Genomic DNA, 14,761 nt, shown 5'->3' on the forward strand with positions numbered 1-14,761 from the left:
CCGGGTGGGCAGAGCTCTTCTCCGTGCAACGAGTTGACGGAGTGAGGGTTACGCGGCACCCGGCGCGCGGACGCCGTCGCGCGCCGGGTGCGAACCGGGTTACGGTGAGCCACGTGTACAGCGAGCTGCCGGCCCACCCCGGCGCAGCACCCGCCTCCACCGCACCCATGCACCGCGTGACGATCGACGAGCGCGGTTCCTTCTGCTTCGCTTCCTGCACCTGCGGCTGGTTCGCCCCGGGCCGGCGCTCGCGCGACCGCGCCAGACGCGACGCGGCGGAACACCTCTCCGAGCGGGAGATCGCCGGCTAGACCTTTCCAAAGGGGGCAAACAACAGGGGCGCGGGGAACTGCGCGAACAACCGCCCACCGACGTAGTGGGCTGGTCGCGCAGTTCCCCGCGCCCCTGGGGTGCCCAGTTGCAAAGTCAGGCCGCGAGGTCGGACTCGTGCGCGGGTTCCTCGGTCCTGACCGATCCCCGGCGGCGCCGGCCCTGCTCGGCGCCGCGCCGCCGGCTGCGACCGCTGGTCGGCGCGACCAGCAGCGGCGCCAGCGCCGTCCTGGCCAGCGCGTGGCAGAGCGGCACCAGCACCGCCATCGCGAGCGGCGCGAGCAGCAGCACCACGGCGGTGGCGAGCGCGTAGCCGCCGATCACGTCGGTGGGGTAGTGGACGCCCATGAACATCCGGCAGAAGCCCTGCAGCAGCGCCAGCCCGCCGGCGATCAGCCCGAGCCTGCGGTTGACCAGCAGCAGGGCGACGGCGATCCCCATGGACATCGCCGAGTGGTCGCTGACGAAGGAGAGCGTGCCCGCCTTGCCGTCCACCAGGACGTCGAGGTCGGGGTGGTCGACGAAGGGGCGCGGCCGGTCGACGATGGCCGAGATCGGGAGGTTGGCGAGCTCGCAGACGGCCACCGCGATCGGCGCCCAGAGCAGGCCGGCGATGGCCACGGGGGCGTCGGGGCGCCGGCGGGCCTGCAGCCAGCCGACCGCGCAGAGGGCGGCCAGCCCGAGCAGGATCCCGTACTCGCCGATCCAGGAGACCAGGCCGTCCAGCCAGCCGGGGGAGGACTTGGCCAGGCCGTTGACAGCGCGGAGCAGGCCGAGGTCCGGCCCGGACGTGTCGGCAAGCAGCGTCGACACGCCGCACCTCCCTGGTCTCGATGGTTCCGATGATCAACGTCGGTCATCGGGCACAACGCCATGAGCGAGACACAGGGTTCCACGGAAACGCGCTGTTATGGAAACTTGACTCACCGTCCACTCCGCTCGCACACCAGCGTGGGAACGAGGGTCAGCCTTTTGCTGTGCCTTGACCCGCGGCGGTGATGCTCCCGTCCGCACCGCGGACCGGCAGGGCCGCGGCACCGTCCGGGGTGACGCGGGTGGCGCCGATGTAGTCCTTCTGGTCGATCTTGTCGTAGCGGATCACCGCACCGGTGTGCGGTGCGTTGATCATGTAGCCCCCGCCGACGTAGATGCCGACGTGGTGGATGCTGCGCGGGTCGGTCAGGTCGTTGGCGAAGAAGACCAGGTCCCCCGGCCGGAGCTGGTCGCGGGCTGGGTGCGGCCCGGCGTACCACTGGTCGTTGGCGACGCGCGGCAGCTTGATGCCCACGCTCTCGTACGCGGCCTGGGTGAGCCCCGAGCAGTCGAACCGCCCGCCCTGCGAGGGCAGGCCCTCGCCGCCCCACAGGTACGGCGTGCCGAGCACCTTCTGCGCGTAGTAGATCGCTCCGGCGGACTGCTGGGAGAGGGCGACGGTGCCGCCGGTGACGGGCGCGGTGAAACTGCGGGCCAGTGAGGTGATGCTGCGGACGTACCCCTGGGTCTCCTTGTACGGGGGGATTCCGTTCGCCTTTATCACCGCATAGGGGCCGGCGTTGTAGGCGGCCAGCAGATTGGCCTGGCGGTCGCCGGGGACCTTGGCGACGTCCTTGGCGAGTGCGCAGTCGTAGGTGGCGGCGGAGGCGATGGCGTCCGCAGGGTCCCAGATGTCGCGCCGGCCGTCGCCGTTGGCGTCCACGCCGTACGTGGCCCAGGTGCCTTCCAGGAACTGCGCCATCCCGTAGGCCTTGGCGGGGCTGCGGGCTGACGGGTCGAAACCGCTCTCCTGGTAGAGCTGGGCGGCGAGCATCGGGGGGGAGATCTCGGGGCAGAGGGTGCCCCATTTCTGGATCAGCGGCTGGTACGCGGCGGGGACGGTGCCGCTGGAGAGCGCCAGGTTGTTCGCGGAGGACTGGGTGGTGCCGCTCGCGGCGAACGTGCCGAGGCCGACCAGCCCGGCGAAGCCGACCGCCACAACTCCCGCAGCGGCGGCGGCAGTGCCTGCCTTCCGGAGTACCATCAGCACCATCCCGACGGAGCGTCAGTTGTCAGTGTGTTGGAAGGCGTTGCTCAGCGCAATCATCGCAGATACACAGAGTGAGCGGTATCCTTCGTACGGTGGACATCCTGGCGTACGTGTCCCATGCCTCACGACCAATCCGCGAGAAGCAGCCAAGTCGACATCAGATCTGGCCAAGAATAGGTCCCGGCCCTTCGCGAAACCGTGCTCCGGGGCCTTGAATTTGCCTGATCGGGCGGTGAGATGGAAATGAATCTGAGCAGCGTGGACAGCAAGCTGATCGGCTACCTGGCCGAGGACCCACCCAAGAAGGCCGACATCAACACGATCATCGGCGGCATCGCGCCGGACTGGGGGCCGTTCGCGACCCTCGGCTCCTCGGCCCGGGTGATGGTGGAGGTGGTGATGGCGGTCGCCATCCTGGCCTGTCTCGCCATCGCCGTCTGGGGTGCCGCCAAGCAGCGGATCGGTGCCACCGCCATGAGAGACACCTTCAGCGCCGAACAGGGCAAGGGACTGATCATCGCCGGCTTGACCGGCGTGTTCATCATCGGTTCGCTGGGCACTCTGTTCACCATTGTGTACGGCATGGCCATCTGACGATCAGATAGTCATCCCAGCGAGACCGGCCAGGCCGTGACCGCTGGGGCTGTCGCACATCCCGATCCGCGCAATCCCGCCGGTTGCGCAGTCGACCTCGGGGCCCGCCCGGGCTCCCCCGTACCAGGAGGGCCGCCGTGCCGGTGTCCGACGACCAGCCGCACACCCGTACGCGGCTACCGGTCGGCGAACAGTCCGTCTACCAGGCGAGCGGCCGTCAGCCCAGGCCGCTTCGGACCCTGCTGACGGTCCTGCTGGTGGTGGCCCTGCTGGTCCTGGCGATCTCCATCGCCAACCGGGGCAAGGCCGGCCCCGACACCCCCTCGGCCGACCGGGCCAAGCCCTCGGCGGCCTCCACCGCCGCCAGCGGCCAGGAGCCCGTCAGCACCACCAGCAACGGCATCGCCAACGGCTACCCGCACACCGACCAGGGTGCCCAGTCGGCCGCCGCCAACTACGCCGTCGCACTCGGCTCCGCCGAGATGTTCCGCACCGACACCCGGCACACCGTCGTCGCCACCATCGCCGACCCCACCGTGACACCCGCCCTGCAGGCCCGGCTGGACGAGGCGTTCAGCGCCGACACCACCGCCCGCTTCGGCCTGGACGCCCAGGGCAAGGCCCCCAAGGGCCTCACCTTCGTCAGCCGTACCGTCCCGGTCGGGACGAAGACCACCAACTCCGCCGACACCGCCACCAAGGTGGACGTCTGGTGCACCGGGCTGGTGGGCCTGGCCGGCGAGCGCTCGACCCAGCCGGTCGCCGAGAACTGGTACACCCTCACCCTCACCATGCGCTGGACGGGCAGCGACTGGAAGCTCACCGACTTCAGCCGCCAGTCGGGCCCGGCCCCCGTACCCGGCGACCAGCAGGCCGCGACCGCCGAAGAGATCACCGGCGCCGTCCAGGACTTCGGAGGCTTCCGCTATGCCCGCTGACGGCAGTTCGTTCGTGCGACGGGCGGGGGCGCTCAGCGGGGCGCTCGCCGCCCTCCAGCTGACCGCGCTGGTGACGGCCCAGCAGGTCTTCGCCGACCCGACCCCGAGCCCCAGCTGCACCAAGATCAACATCCCGGTCCCCGGCAGCGACCAGGTCTGCCCGCCGCCGGGCGCCACCGTCATCCCGGGCACCGGCGCCGTCGGCGGGGTCACCGACCCGCTCGGCTCGCTCGCCAAGGGCTGCGCCCAGGCCGCCGCCTGGGTGGTCCGCAAGCTCTCCGGCGCGATCGACGGCACCACGCAGGTGGACTTCACCAACGCCGCGTTCCTCCAGCAGTACGCCGTGGTCTTCGCCGGCTCGACCATCGTGACCCTGCTGCTCTGGCTGCTGGCCGTCACCAAGCGGGCGGTCCGCGGCGCTCCGCTGACCACCGCGATCTCCGAGGCGGTCGGCTTCCTCTGGCTCACCGTCGTCGCCTCCGCCTTCACCCCGCTGATCCTCTACACCGTGGTGAGCGCCACCGACGGCCTCACCAAGGCCATCGCGGTCGGCACCAAGTCCGACACGGGCACCTACCTCGGCGGCTTCGCGGACACCCTGGAGAAGGGCACCATGGGCGGCGGCCCGCTGATCCTGATCATCGTCTCGCTGGTCGCCGTCCTGGCCGCCGCCGTGCTCTGGATCGAGCTGCTGATCCGCGCCGCGATGCTCTACGTCGGCGCGCTGCTCGGCACCGCCGTGTACGCCGGGCTGGTCGACAAGCAGCTCTGGAAGCACGTCCGCCGCTGGGCCGGCCTGATGGTCGCCGTCGACCTGGCCAAGCCGATCATCGTGATCATCCTCGGCCTGGCCGGGGCGGTGGCCACCGGTGCCGGTGCCGACGACGACTTCGCCCGGGTGCTCTCCGGGCTCGCCATCCTCTTCCTGTCGATCTTCGCCAGCGCCGCCGTCTACCGCTTCGTCCCGGGCTTCGGCGACGAGATGCTGGCGATGCGTTCGGCCAGGGCCAGCGCGGTCTCGGCGGGCTCGGCGATGATCAACGGCCCGGCCAACCTGGTGAAGCAGGGCATCAGCGCCCACGGCTCACGCGGCGGCCCGCAGACCGCCAACGCCTCCGGCCCCGGCGGCGGCTCGGTCTCCCCCGGCATCGCCGCGCACGCCGGACGCACCCCCGCGCCGCCGCCCCAGGCGCCGCCAGTGACCCGCGAGAGCAATCCAGCGAAGGGAGGGTGACGGGTAAGTGAGCAGCGAACCGCTCGGCCAGTACGGCGCCCAGTACGCCCAGCCGTACGTGCACCAGCGCCGCACCTATCTGATCGGAAAGTCCCGGCCCAACGCGCCGATCGGCCGCAACCGGGAATCCGGCGAGATCGTGCTGATCATCTTCGGCGCGTTCCTCGGCATGATGTGGGGCCTGCTGATGCCCGTCCTGCCGCTGCGGATCGCCGGCCTGGTCGGGCTGCCGCTGCTCGCCATCATGGCCGTGTACGTGCCGTACCGCCGCCGCACCTTCTACAAGTGGGTCGAGATCAACCGCACCTACCGGCGCACCGTGCGCAGCGGGCGGGCGGTCTGGAAGTCCGAGGTGGTCGACGCGGGCACCCGGCTGGACGGGCGCGAGGTCGAGATCGGCCCGCCGCCCGGCGTCGGCCGGCTGCGCTGGCTCTCCGCGCCGTTCGGCCCGGACGAGGTCGGGGTGCTGATGCACCTGGAACGCCGTACCGTCACCGCCGCGATCGAGATCGAGGGCCCCGGCGTGGGCCTGCGCGACTCCGAGGACCAGGAGGCGCTGGTCGACCGCTTCGGCACCCTGCTCAAGCACGTCGCCAACGGCGACGGCTTCGTGACCCGGCTGCAGATCCTGGCCCGTACGCTGCCGGCCGACCCCGACGCGCACGCCAAGGACGTCGAGCGGCGCGGCGACCACGACGCGCCGCGCTGGCTCCAGGACTCCTACGACCAGCTGCAGTCGATGGTCTCCACCTCCTCCGAGCAGCACCGCGCCTACCTGGTCGCCTGTATGCACTACAACCGCGAACTCGCAGCCGAGGCCCACGCGATGGGCCGCACGGCCGGAGGCGGACGGGCCAGGGACGACGACGGCCTGGCGGCCGTGATGGCCCGCGAACTCACCGACATCTGCGCCCGGCTGGCCGAGGCCGACATCCGGGTCAGGCAGCCGCTCGGCCAGGCGCGGCTCTCCTCGCTGCTGCACTCGATGTACGACCCGGACCACCCGATCGACCACATCCAGGCGATGTCGAGGCGCAACGCCTGGCCGGCCGAACTCGATGCCACCCACCCGCAGTTCCTGCAGGCCAAGACCCGTGAGTCGGCGACCCGCGAGCCGTGGTGCCATGCCACCGCCTGGGTCAAGGAGTGGCCGCTGACCCCGGTCGGCGTCAACTTCCTCGCCCCGCTGCTGGTCCACACCCCGGACGTGATCCGGACGGTCGCCGTCACCATGGACCTGGAGCCCACGGACGTCGCGATCGAGCGGATGCTCACCGAGAAGACCAACGACGAGGCCGAGGCCAGCCGGGCCGCCAAGATGAACCGTACGGTCGACCCGCGCGACCTGGCCCACACCGGCCGGGTCGACCAGCGCGGCGACGACCTCGCCTCGGGCGCGGCCGGCGTCAACCTGGTCGGGTACATCACGGTGTCCTCCCGCAACCCCGAGGCGCTGGCCCGTGACAAGCGGACCATCCGCGCCTCGGCGGGCAAGAGCTACCTCAAGCTGGAGTGGTGCGACCGCGAGCACCACCGGGCCTTCGTCAACACCCTCCCGTTCGCCACCGGCATCCGCCGCTGATCCGCCCGTTCTGGAGGTCCTGACATGGCGATCGGCAATCTCACCGACGCGTTCACCAGCCTGATGTTCGGCAAGGTGGAGACCACCCGGCTGCCCGTCCGGACCTCCACGGGCCAGGCCCAGGCCGTCTACCTCCCCACCGCCGCACCGGGGTTGGGCGACTCGGGCGTGATCATCGGCCGCGAGGTCTACAGCGGTAAGGGGTACGTCTACGACCCCTTCCAGCTGTACGGCCAGCAGCTGCCCGCGCCGCACTGGCTGGTGCTCGGCGAGTCCGGCAACGGCAAGTCGGCGCTGGAGAAGACGTACGTGCTGCGGCAGTTGCGGTTCCGCGACCGGCAGGTCGTGGTTCTGGACGCGCAGGGCGAGGACGGCGTCGGCGAGTGGAACCTGATCGCCAACGCGCTGGGGATAAAGTCCATCCGCCTCGACCCGACGGCCGCCAGGGACGGCGGAGTCCGGCTCAACCCGCTCGACCCGGCGATCACCGCCACCGGCCAGCTCTCGCTGCTGCGCACCATCATCGAGGTCGCGATGGGGCGCGGCCTGGAGGAGCGGGCCGGCTTCGCCCTGAAGGCCGCGCACGCCCATGTGGTCACGTCGGTGACGGATCGTCAGCCCGTGCTCGACGACATCATCAACACCCTGCGCAGCCCCGAGCTCTCCTCCCTGGAGTCCCTCGGCGTGGCCGTGGACGACGTCCAGTCCTGGGGCCTGGACGTGGCGCTGGTGCTCGACCGGCTGGTCGACGGCGACCTGCGCGGCATGTTCGACGGGCCGACCACGGACGGCATCGACCTGGACGCCCCACTGATCGTCTTCGACCTCTCGCATATCGACCGCAACTCGATCGCCATGCCGATCCTGATGGCGATCGTCGGCGTCTGGCTGGAGCACACCTGGATCCGCCCCGACCGGAAGAAGCGCATCTTCCTGGTCGAGGAGGCCTGGCACATCATCAACAGCCCGTTCGTGGCCCAGCTCTTCCAGCGGCTGCTCAAGTTCGGCCGCCGGCTGGGCCTTTCCTTCGTCGCGGTGGTCCACCACCTCTCCGACGTGGTGGACGGCGCGGCGGCCAAGGAGGCCTCCGCCATCCTCAAGATGGCCTCCACCCGCACCATCTACATGCAGAAGGCCGAAGAGGCCCGCGCCACCGGCCGGGTACTCGGCCTGCCCCGCTGGGCCGTCGAGATCATCCCGACCCTCTCCCCCGGTATCGCCGTCTGGGACGTCAACGGCAACGTCCAGGTGGTCAAACACATCATCACCGAGGCCGAGCGCCCCCTGGTCTACACCGACCGCGCCATGACCGAGGACGCCGTCGCCGAACGCCACCGCGCCGAGCAGCAACTGGCCGCCGAGCCGCGGATATAGAGCGCCTGTCACTTCCTACGGACAGCTTCTGGAAACCCTCTCGTTACGTCTGAGGTCCTGACAGCTACGCGCGTTGACTCTAGGCTGCACTGGTCATACGAACGCCAGGCTCCGCCAGCGGAGCCCAGACGGTGCAGGGGAACCCTCATGTCCATTGCCGGTCAGACCGGTTACGTCCGCAGAACGGCGCTGGCGATAGTCGCGACCGCCGGCCTGCTCGGCACGGTCCTGGTGCCGGGCGTCGCCGAGGCGCACGGCCACCACAAGCCGAAGATCGAAGACCTGCAGCTGCTCGCGATCAACGACCTCCACGGGAACCTGGAGCCCCCGGCGGGGTCCTCCGGCACCATCAAGGAGGTCGACCCGACGACGGGTCAGGTCGTCTCCACCCCCGCGGGTGGCGTCGAGTACCTGGCGACCGCACTGCGTCAGGCCCGCGAGGGCCACCGCAACACGGTCACCGTCGCGGCCGGTGACATCGTCGGTGCCAGCCCGCTGCTCTCGGGTCTGTTCCACGACGAGCCGACCATCGAGGCGATGAACAAGCTCCACCTGGACGTCACCAGCGTCGGCAACCACGAGTTCGACGAGGGAGCCAAGGAGCTGCTGCGTCTGCAGAACGGTGGCTGCCACCCGGTCGACGGCTGCTACGTCGAGGGCCGGAAGTTCAAGGGCGCCGAGTTCGAGTACCTGGCCGCCAACGTGACCAGCGAGAAGACCGGCCGGCCGATCCTGGACCCGTACTGGGTCAAGAACGTGAACGGCGTCAAGGTCGGCTTCATCGGCGCGACGCTGGAGGGCACGCCCAACATCGTCACGGCCGAGGGCGTCAAGGGCCTGAAGTTCGCCAACGAGGTCACCACGATCAACAAGTACGCCGCTGAGCTGAAGCGCAAGGGCGTCAAGTCGATCGTCGCGCTGATCCACGAGGGCGGTTACCCGGCCAGCAGCACGTACAACTACGACTGCGGCCCGGCCGGCGAGGGCATCTCCGGCCCGATCGTGGACATCGCGAAGAAGCTGGACCCGGCGGTCGGCGCCATCGTCACCGGCCACACCCACAACGCCTACGCCTGCTCGATCCCCGACCCGGAGGGCAACCTGCGGTCGGTGACCAGCGCGGCCTCCTTCGGCCGGCTCTACACCGAGATCAACCTCAAGCTCGACAAGCGCACCGGCGCGATCGTCCGCCCCTCGGTCACGGCCGCCAACCACGTGGTGCGCCGTACGGTCGACAAGGCGCCGGACATGAGCGAGCTGATCGCGTACTACAGCAAGCTCGCCGCCCCGATCGCCAACCGCCCGCTCGGCTACATCGGCGCGGACATCAACGGCCGTGGCTCCACCGCCTTCGAGAAGCCCCTCGGTGACGTGATCGCCGACGCCCAGCTGGCCGGCCTGTCGGCGGCGGAGAAGGGTGGTGCGCAGATCGCCTTCATGAACCCCGGCGGCATCCGCTCCGACCTGGTCTACAAGGCCTCGGGCGCCGAGGGCGACGGCGTGGTGACCTACGGCGAGGCGTTCACCGTCCAGCCGTTCACCAACATGATGCAGGTCAAGACGCTGACGGGCGCTCAGCTCATCCAGCTGCTGCAGCAGCAGGTGAGCGGTGGCAACGAGGCGGCGCCGAAGATCCTGCAGTCCTCGGCCGGCTTCACCTACACGCTGGACCTCAACAAGACCGGTGCCGCCCGGATCGTGGTCGACTCGATCAAGCTGAACGGCGTGGCGATCGACCCGGCCGCCTCCTACCGCGTCGCGGCCAACGAGTTCCTGGCCGGCGGCGGCGACGGCTTCCCGGCCTTCGCGGCAGGCACCGACAAGCTGGTGGGCGTGTCCGACCTGGACCTCTTCGCCGCCTACCTGGGTGCCAACAGCAAGGCGGGCTCCCCGCTGGTCGTCCCGGCGCAGGACCGCATCAAGGTCATCGGCGTCGGCGAGGACATGGACTGACCCGGTCCTTGACCGAGAGGGCGGGGCGCCTTGGGGCGCCCCGCCCTTCGCTATTGCGGTGGGTTCGGCAGGCCGGGCATTTGGACGGTGGCCAGGGCGCCCGGGCCACCGTCCAGGGCGGCGCCGAGCGACACCTCGCCGCCGGAGTCCCGGACGGTCTGCGCGACGATCGACAACCCCAGGCCCGATCCCGGGAGTTGGCGGGAGGACGGCGAGCGCCAGAAGCGGTCGAAGACGTACGGCAGCTCGTCGGCCGGGATGCCGGGGCCGTGGTCGCGGACGGTCAACCGGCCGTTGTGCAGCGCGACCTGGATGGTCCCGCCGGGCGGGCTGTACTTCACGGCGTTGTCGAGCAGGTTGATCACGGCACGTTCGAGCGCGGCGCCGTCGGCATGGACGTACCAGGGGTCGATCGACAGGTCGAAGACCAGGCCCGGGCCGCGGAGTCTGGCGCGTTCGACGGCGCGGTCGGCGATCTCGTGCAGCGCGACGACGGCCAGGTTCTGGCCGGGCTTGGGGGAGTCCGGGCGGGACAGCTGGAGCAGGTCACCGATCAGGACGGTGAGTTCCTGCATCTGCGCCTTCATGTTGCCAAGCAGCTTGGTCCGGGTCGCCGGGGGGAGCGGGCGGCCGGTCTCGTCACTGCGGATCATCAGGTCGACGTTGGTGCGGAGTGAGGTGAGCGGCGTGCGGAGCTCGTGCCCGGCGTCGGCGATCAGCCGGGTCTGGCGGTCGCGGGAATTGGCGAGTGCGGTGCTCATCGAGTTGAAGGAAGAGGAGAGTCGCGCGATCTCGTCGTTCCCGTGCACGGGGATGGTCGTTCCGACCTCCTCGGTACGGGCGATGTGCTCGACCACATCCGTGAGGTCGTCGACGGGCTTCAACGCCGACCGCGCCACCAGCCGCCCGGTGACACCCGCACCGATCACGCCCAGACCGGCGACTCCGAGGAGGATCAGGCCGAGGCTGCGCAAGGAGTCCTGGACGGTGGCCACCGGCGTGGCGACGAGCATCACGGCGGGCGATCCGTCGATCCGCACGCTCGACTGGCGCACCATCGCGGGGGTGCCGTCCAGGTAGCTGCCGTCCCGGTAGGAGACGTGGTTTCCGGCGGTGGAGGCCTTGAGGTCCGACGGACTGCTCTGGATGATCTTCGTTGCACCCAGCGGGTAGCAGACCCGTCCGTCGGAGGTGTTCAGCTGGATGTCCCACTTGTTGGGGCGGAAGGGATGTCCCCCGTCCAGGCGGTCGGTGGCCGCCTGGCTCAGGGCGAGTGCCTGCGCTGCGGTCGTCGCGCAGTAGACGTTCTGCTGCTGCATCGGCAGCGGTGGCACCTCCGAGAGGCTCGCCCTCACCTGCTGGTACAGCCGGTCCTCGACGATGAACCAGCACGCCAGTGCCGACAGCGCGATGGCCACCGCCACGGCGGCAGCCGTCAGCATCGCCAGCCGGCTCCGCAGGGAGCGCCCGCGGAACCACCCCGTGAGCCGGCGAAGCGGCTTCACGCCGCCGCGCCGGTCGCGGGCCGCAGCGCGTAGCCGACACCACGGACGGTCTGGATCAGCCGTGGCATGCCACCCTGCTCGGTCTTCCGGCGCAGGTACATCACGTACACGTCCAGCGAGTTGGAGGACGGCTCGAAGTCGAAGCCCCACACGGCCTTGAGGATCTGCTCACGCGTCAGCACCTGCCTCGGGTGCGACAGGAACATCTCCAGCAGCATGAACTCCGTCCGGGTCAGCTCGATCGGCTTGCCCTCCCGCGTCACCTCCCGGGTGGCCGTGTTCATCCGCAGGTCGGCGAAGGCGAGCACCTCGCTGTCGTCCTCCTCGGAGACCGCCGCCCGGGCGGCCGCCTCCGCCGCGATGGCGTTGCGCCGCAGCAGCGCCCGTACGCGGGCGAGCAGTTCGTCCAGTTCGAAGGGCTTGGCGAGGTAGTCGTCGGCGCCCACGTCCAGGCCGGTGACCCTGTCGCCGACCGCGTCGCGGGCGGTGAGCATCAGGACCGGCGCGGTGTCGCCGCGCGAGCGCATCCGGCGGACGGCGGTGAGGCCGTCCATCCGGGGCATCATGATGTCGAGCAGGACGAGGTCCGGGTGCTCGCGCTCCACGGCGTCCAGGGCCTCGTAGCCGTCGGTGGCGGTGGTGACCTCGTACCCCTCGAAGGCGAGGCTGCTCTCGAGGGCGTCCCGCAGTGCGGGCTCGTCGTCGACCACGAGGAGGCGGGCGGGGGTACCCGCTCCGTCGGCAGGGGTGCGGTCGTCGGCGGGGGGAGTCATGGGCTAGGGCCCTTTCTGAGTCCGTGGAGGCGTCGTGAGGGGTGGTGCCATTGTCCGTCCTGTGGGACGGAACGGACGGATCTACAGGTTCTGGCCGGCCTGCATCTTGGCCAGCACCTGCTTGACGTCGTTGATCGGGATCGCGAAGCCGAGCCCGATGCTGCCGGCGCTGCTGGAGTCGGCGGTGGAGCTGGAGCCACTGGAGGAGTACATCGCCGAGTTGATGCCGATCACCTGGCCGCTGGAGTTGATCAGCGGGCCGCCGGAGTTGCCGGGGTTCAGGGCCGCATCGGTCTGCAGCGCCTTGTAGGTGGCGGTGTCGCCCGAGGAGGCGGACGTGTTGCCCCGCAGGCCCGGCAGGTTCGGGAAGCCGAAGCCGCCGTTACTGCTGGTGGAGCCTTCGTCGACCTGGACGCTGACCTCGCGGTCCTTGGCGCTGATGATGCCCGAGGTGACGGTGCCGGTGAGCCCCTCGGGGTTGCCGATGGCCACCACCGAGTCGCCGACCGCCACGGTGCTGGAGTCGCCCAGGGTGGCGGCGGTGAGGCCGCTGACGCCGGAGGCGGTGATGACGGCGGCGTCCAGCGACTTGTCGCTGCCGGTGACCGTGGCGCTCGCCGTCCTGCCGTCCTTGAAGGTGACGGTGATCCGGCCGCCGTCGCTCACCGCGCCGGAGATCACGTGGTAGTTGGTGAGGATCTGGCCGTTGGAGGTGATGATCACACCGGTGCCGGTCGCGGTGCCGCTGCCGGTCTTGACGGTGATCTGGACGACGCTGGGCGAGACGGCGGCCGCGATCGCGGCGACGTCGGCGGTGCCGTCGGACTTGCTGGAGACCGGGCTGACGATGGTGCTCGCGCTGCTGGTCCCGCTGTCACGGGACTCGGCGATCACGCCGCCGGTGACCCCGCCGAGGAGCGCGGCGACGGTGGCCACGGCCGCGACCAGGGCCAGCCGGCCCTTCAGGAAGCTGCGCCGGGCATGGCCCGGGCCGGCGGCCTCGGGCGGTGCGGGTGGAGCGGGCGGCTCGGGCTCCTGGGGGTACGTGCCGTGCTCGATCACCGTGCCCTCCACGACATGTGCCGTGGGGGCCTGCGCCGGCGGCTGAGGCTGCGGCGGGGCCCAGCCCGCGTAGCCGTACGGATTCCGGTCCTCGCTGCTGCGGTGCTGATCGCTCATGGGTCCAACGTCCGCCCGCATCATGAAGATCTGATGAGAGGCGACTCAGAAGGGCCCGAGAAGCCCGTTGACTTCTCATAAAGCCTGGTCAGCCAGGACTGCCGGTGCAGCCCGCGGACTACTCCGCGCCGGGCTTCCCGCAGCCGCAGGAACGCCGTACCACCAGCCGGGACGGGAACTTCCGCACCCGCTCGGTGTCCGAGCCGGGCACCATCAGCGAGTCGTCCAGCACCAGGTCCACGGCCGCCCTGGCCATGGCATCGCGGTCCGAGGCCACGGTGGTCAGCGGCGGGTCGGCCAGCGCGGCCTCGGGCACGTCGTCGAAGCCCGCCACCGCGAGGTCCTCCGGCACCCGCAGCCCCACCTCGCGGGCGGCCCGCAGTACGCCGATCGCCTGGTCGTCGGTCGAGCAGAAGATGGCCGGCGGCCGCCCGGGAGAGCGCAGCAGGTCCAGTGCGACCTGGTAGGCGCCGTACCGGTTGAAAGGTGCGTCGATCAGCCGCGGCTCGGTCTCGAGGCCGTGCGCGTCCATCGCGCGCTGCCAGCCCTCCACGTGGTCGATGACCGGGTCGCCGGGCGCCGGGGACTCCACCGGGCCGCCGAAGCAGACCACGTACGGGTGCCCGTGCACCTCCAGCAGGTGGCGGACGGCGAGCTCGGCGCCGCCCACGTCGTCGGTGACCACCGCGACGTCGTCGATCGCCTCGGGACGGCGGTGCAGCAGGACGACCTTCGCGCCCTCCATGGCGGCGAACTCCTCCGCCGCGCGCTGGGACGGGCCCTGGCTGACCAGGATCAGCCCGGCCACCCGCATCCCGAGGAAGGCGCGGACGTAGTGCACCTCGCGGTCGTCCACGTAGTCGGAGTTGCCGATCAGGACGAGTTTGCCGCGGTCGGATGCGGCCCGTTCGACCGCGTGCGCCATCTCGGCGAAGAAGGGCTGCCGGGCGTCCGGCAGCACCATGCCGATCAGATTGGTACGGCGGGAGGCCATCGCCTGGGCGACGCTGTTCGGCCGGTAGCCGAGCTGCTCGATCGCCGCGAGCACCTTTTCCTTGGTCGCGGGCGCGACCGGGCGCGGCCCGTTGTTGATGACGTAACTGACGACCGCGGTGGAGGTCCCAGCCAGTCGGGCTACATCGTCTCGCGTCACCTTGGCCACGGAGGGAGTCTACGCGGGTCGCCCCCGCAGGGCAGAGGGGATACCGACTACTGGACGGTTGCCCCTGGACAGGTCGGGGCGTAACCGGACAAGCCGGGCGGCCGTACGTGTGTA

At 70.6% G+C, this 14,761-nt stretch carries 13 protein-coding genes; 7 read left to right on the top strand and 6 right to left on the bottom strand.

The features are described 5' to 3' along the window. Positions 1–113 precede the first annotated feature (113 nt). Positions 114–311 (top strand): hypothetical protein, encoded by a 198-nt coding sequence (locus tag FB465_RS19770; protein WP_211786043.1) that lies wholly within the window; start codon positions 114–116, stop codon positions 309–311. Positions 312–426: 115 nt separating this feature from the next. On the opposite strand, the gene FB465_RS19775 is transcribed toward FB465_RS19770, so the two are convergent. Both FB465_RS19775 and FB465_RS19780 read right to left on the bottom strand, forming a co-directional pair. Continuing rightward, positions 427–1,143, bottom strand: coding sequence for a phosphatase PAP2 family protein (locus FB465_RS19775; RefSeq protein WP_145792425.1), 717 nt, complete (start codon positions 1,141–1,143; stop codon positions 427–429). 151 nt (positions 1,144–1,294) lie between these two features. After that, positions 1,295–2,347: a C40 family peptidase gene (locus tag FB465_RS19780; RefSeq protein WP_145792427.1), complete on the bottom strand. Its 1,053-nt coding sequence runs from the start codon at positions 2,345–2,347 to the stop codon at positions 1,295–1,297. Between the two features lie 249 nt (positions 2,348–2,596). On the opposite strand from FB465_RS19780, the gene FB465_RS19785 reads away from it, so the two are divergent. The 6 genes from FB465_RS19785 (at position 2,597) to FB465_RS19810 (ending at position 10,028) form a co-directional block, all read left to right on the top strand. Continuing rightward, positions 2,597–2,947: a hypothetical protein gene (locus FB465_RS19785; RefSeq protein ID WP_145792429.1), complete on the top strand. Its 351-nt coding sequence runs from the start codon at positions 2,597–2,599 to the stop codon at positions 2,945–2,947. A gap of 137 nt (positions 2,948–3,084) precedes the next feature. Then, positions 3,085–3,885: a hypothetical protein gene (locus FB465_RS19790; RefSeq protein ID WP_246192736.1), complete on the top strand. Its 801-nt coding sequence runs from the start codon at positions 3,085–3,087 to the stop codon at positions 3,883–3,885. After that, positions 3,875–5,119 carry a hypothetical protein gene (locus FB465_RS19795; RefSeq protein WP_246192737.1) on the top strand — a complete coding sequence of 415 codons (1,245 nt, stop codon included), beginning with the start codon at positions 3,875–3,877 and terminating at the stop codon, positions 5,117–5,119. The genes FB465_RS19790 and FB465_RS19795 overlap by 11 nt, the downstream gene beginning before the upstream one ends. A gap of 7 nt (positions 5,120–5,126) precedes the next feature. Next, positions 5,127–6,701, top strand: coding sequence for an SCO6880 family protein (locus FB465_RS19800; protein ID WP_246192738.1), 1,575 nt, complete (start codon positions 5,127–5,129; stop codon positions 6,699–6,701). 24 nt (positions 6,702–6,725) lie between these two features. Beyond that, a complete protein-coding gene (locus FB465_RS19805; protein ID WP_145792431.1) occupies positions 6,726–8,075 on the top strand; it encodes an ATP-binding protein in 1,350 nt (449 codons plus the stop codon). A 147-nt stretch (positions 8,076–8,222) separates the two neighbouring features. Further along, positions 8,223–10,028 carry a bifunctional metallophosphatase/5'-nucleotidase gene (locus tag FB465_RS19810; RefSeq protein ID WP_145792432.1) on the top strand — a complete coding sequence of 602 codons (1,806 nt, stop codon included), beginning with the start codon at positions 8,223–8,225 and terminating at the stop codon, positions 10,026–10,028. Between the two features lie 50 nt (positions 10,029–10,078). Here the strand turns inward: FB465_RS19810 and FB465_RS19815 are convergent, their stop codons facing one another. From FB465_RS19815 to FB465_RS19830, 4 genes are all read right to left on the bottom strand, one after another. Further along, the gene (locus tag FB465_RS19815) at positions 10,079–11,470 is read right to left on the bottom strand and encodes a sensor histidine kinase (RefSeq protein WP_145792434.1); all 1,392 of its coding nucleotides are present in this window, start codon (positions 11,468–11,470) and stop codon (positions 10,079–10,081) included. Between the two features lie 59 nt (positions 11,471–11,529). Continuing rightward, positions 11,530–12,306, bottom strand: coding sequence for a response regulator transcription factor (locus FB465_RS19820; RefSeq protein WP_145792436.1), 777 nt, complete (start codon positions 12,304–12,306; stop codon positions 11,530–11,532). A gap of 81 nt (positions 12,307–12,387) precedes the next feature. Next, a complete protein-coding gene (locus tag FB465_RS19825; RefSeq protein WP_145792438.1) occupies positions 12,388–13,485 on the bottom strand; it encodes a S1C family serine protease in 1,098 nt (365 codons plus the stop codon). A gap of 118 nt (positions 13,486–13,603) precedes the next feature. Further along, a complete protein-coding gene (locus FB465_RS19830) occupies positions 13,604–14,647 on the bottom strand; it encodes a LacI family DNA-binding transcriptional regulator (protein WP_145792440.1) in 1,044 nt (347 codons plus the stop codon). Between the last annotated feature and the right edge of the window lie 114 nt (positions 14,648–14,761).

It is taken from the genome of Kitasatospora atroaurantiaca (assembly GCF_007828955.1).
In the GTDB taxonomy this organism is placed as follows: domain Bacteria; phylum Actinomycetota; class Actinomycetes; order Streptomycetales; family Streptomycetaceae; genus Kitasatospora; species Kitasatospora atroaurantiaca.

Excerpts from the sequence above, each read along its gene's own strand:
- FB465_RS19815 (WP_145792434.1), bottom strand. The coding sequence starts at position 11,470 with ATGCTGACGGCTGCCGCCGTGGCGGTGGCCATCGCGCTGTCGGCACTG.
- FB465_RS19795 (WP_246192737.1), top strand. The coding sequence starts at position 3,875 with ATGCCCGCTGACGGCAGTTCGTTCGTGCGACGGGCGGGGGCGCTCAGC.
- FB465_RS19820 (WP_145792436.1), bottom strand. The coding sequence starts at position 12,306 with ATGACTCCCCCCGCCGACGACCGCACCCCTGCCGACGGAGCGGGTACC.
- FB465_RS19805 (WP_145792431.1), top strand. The coding sequence starts at position 6,726 with ATGGCGATCGGCAATCTCACCGACGCGTTCACCAGCCTGATGTTCGGC.
- FB465_RS19780 (WP_145792427.1), bottom strand. The coding sequence starts at position 2,347 with ATGGTACTCCGGAAGGCAGGCACTGCCGCCGCCGCTGCGGGAGTTGTG.
- FB465_RS19785 (WP_145792429.1), top strand. The coding sequence starts at position 2,597 with ATGAATCTGAGCAGCGTGGACAGCAAGCTGATCGGCTACCTGGCCGAG.
- FB465_RS19810 (WP_145792432.1), top strand. The coding sequence starts at position 8,223 with ATGTCCATTGCCGGTCAGACCGGTTACGTCCGCAGAACGGCGCTGGCG.
- FB465_RS19825 (WP_145792438.1), bottom strand. The coding sequence starts at position 13,485 with ATGAGCGATCAGCACCGCAGCAGCGAGGACCGGAATCCGTACGGCTAC.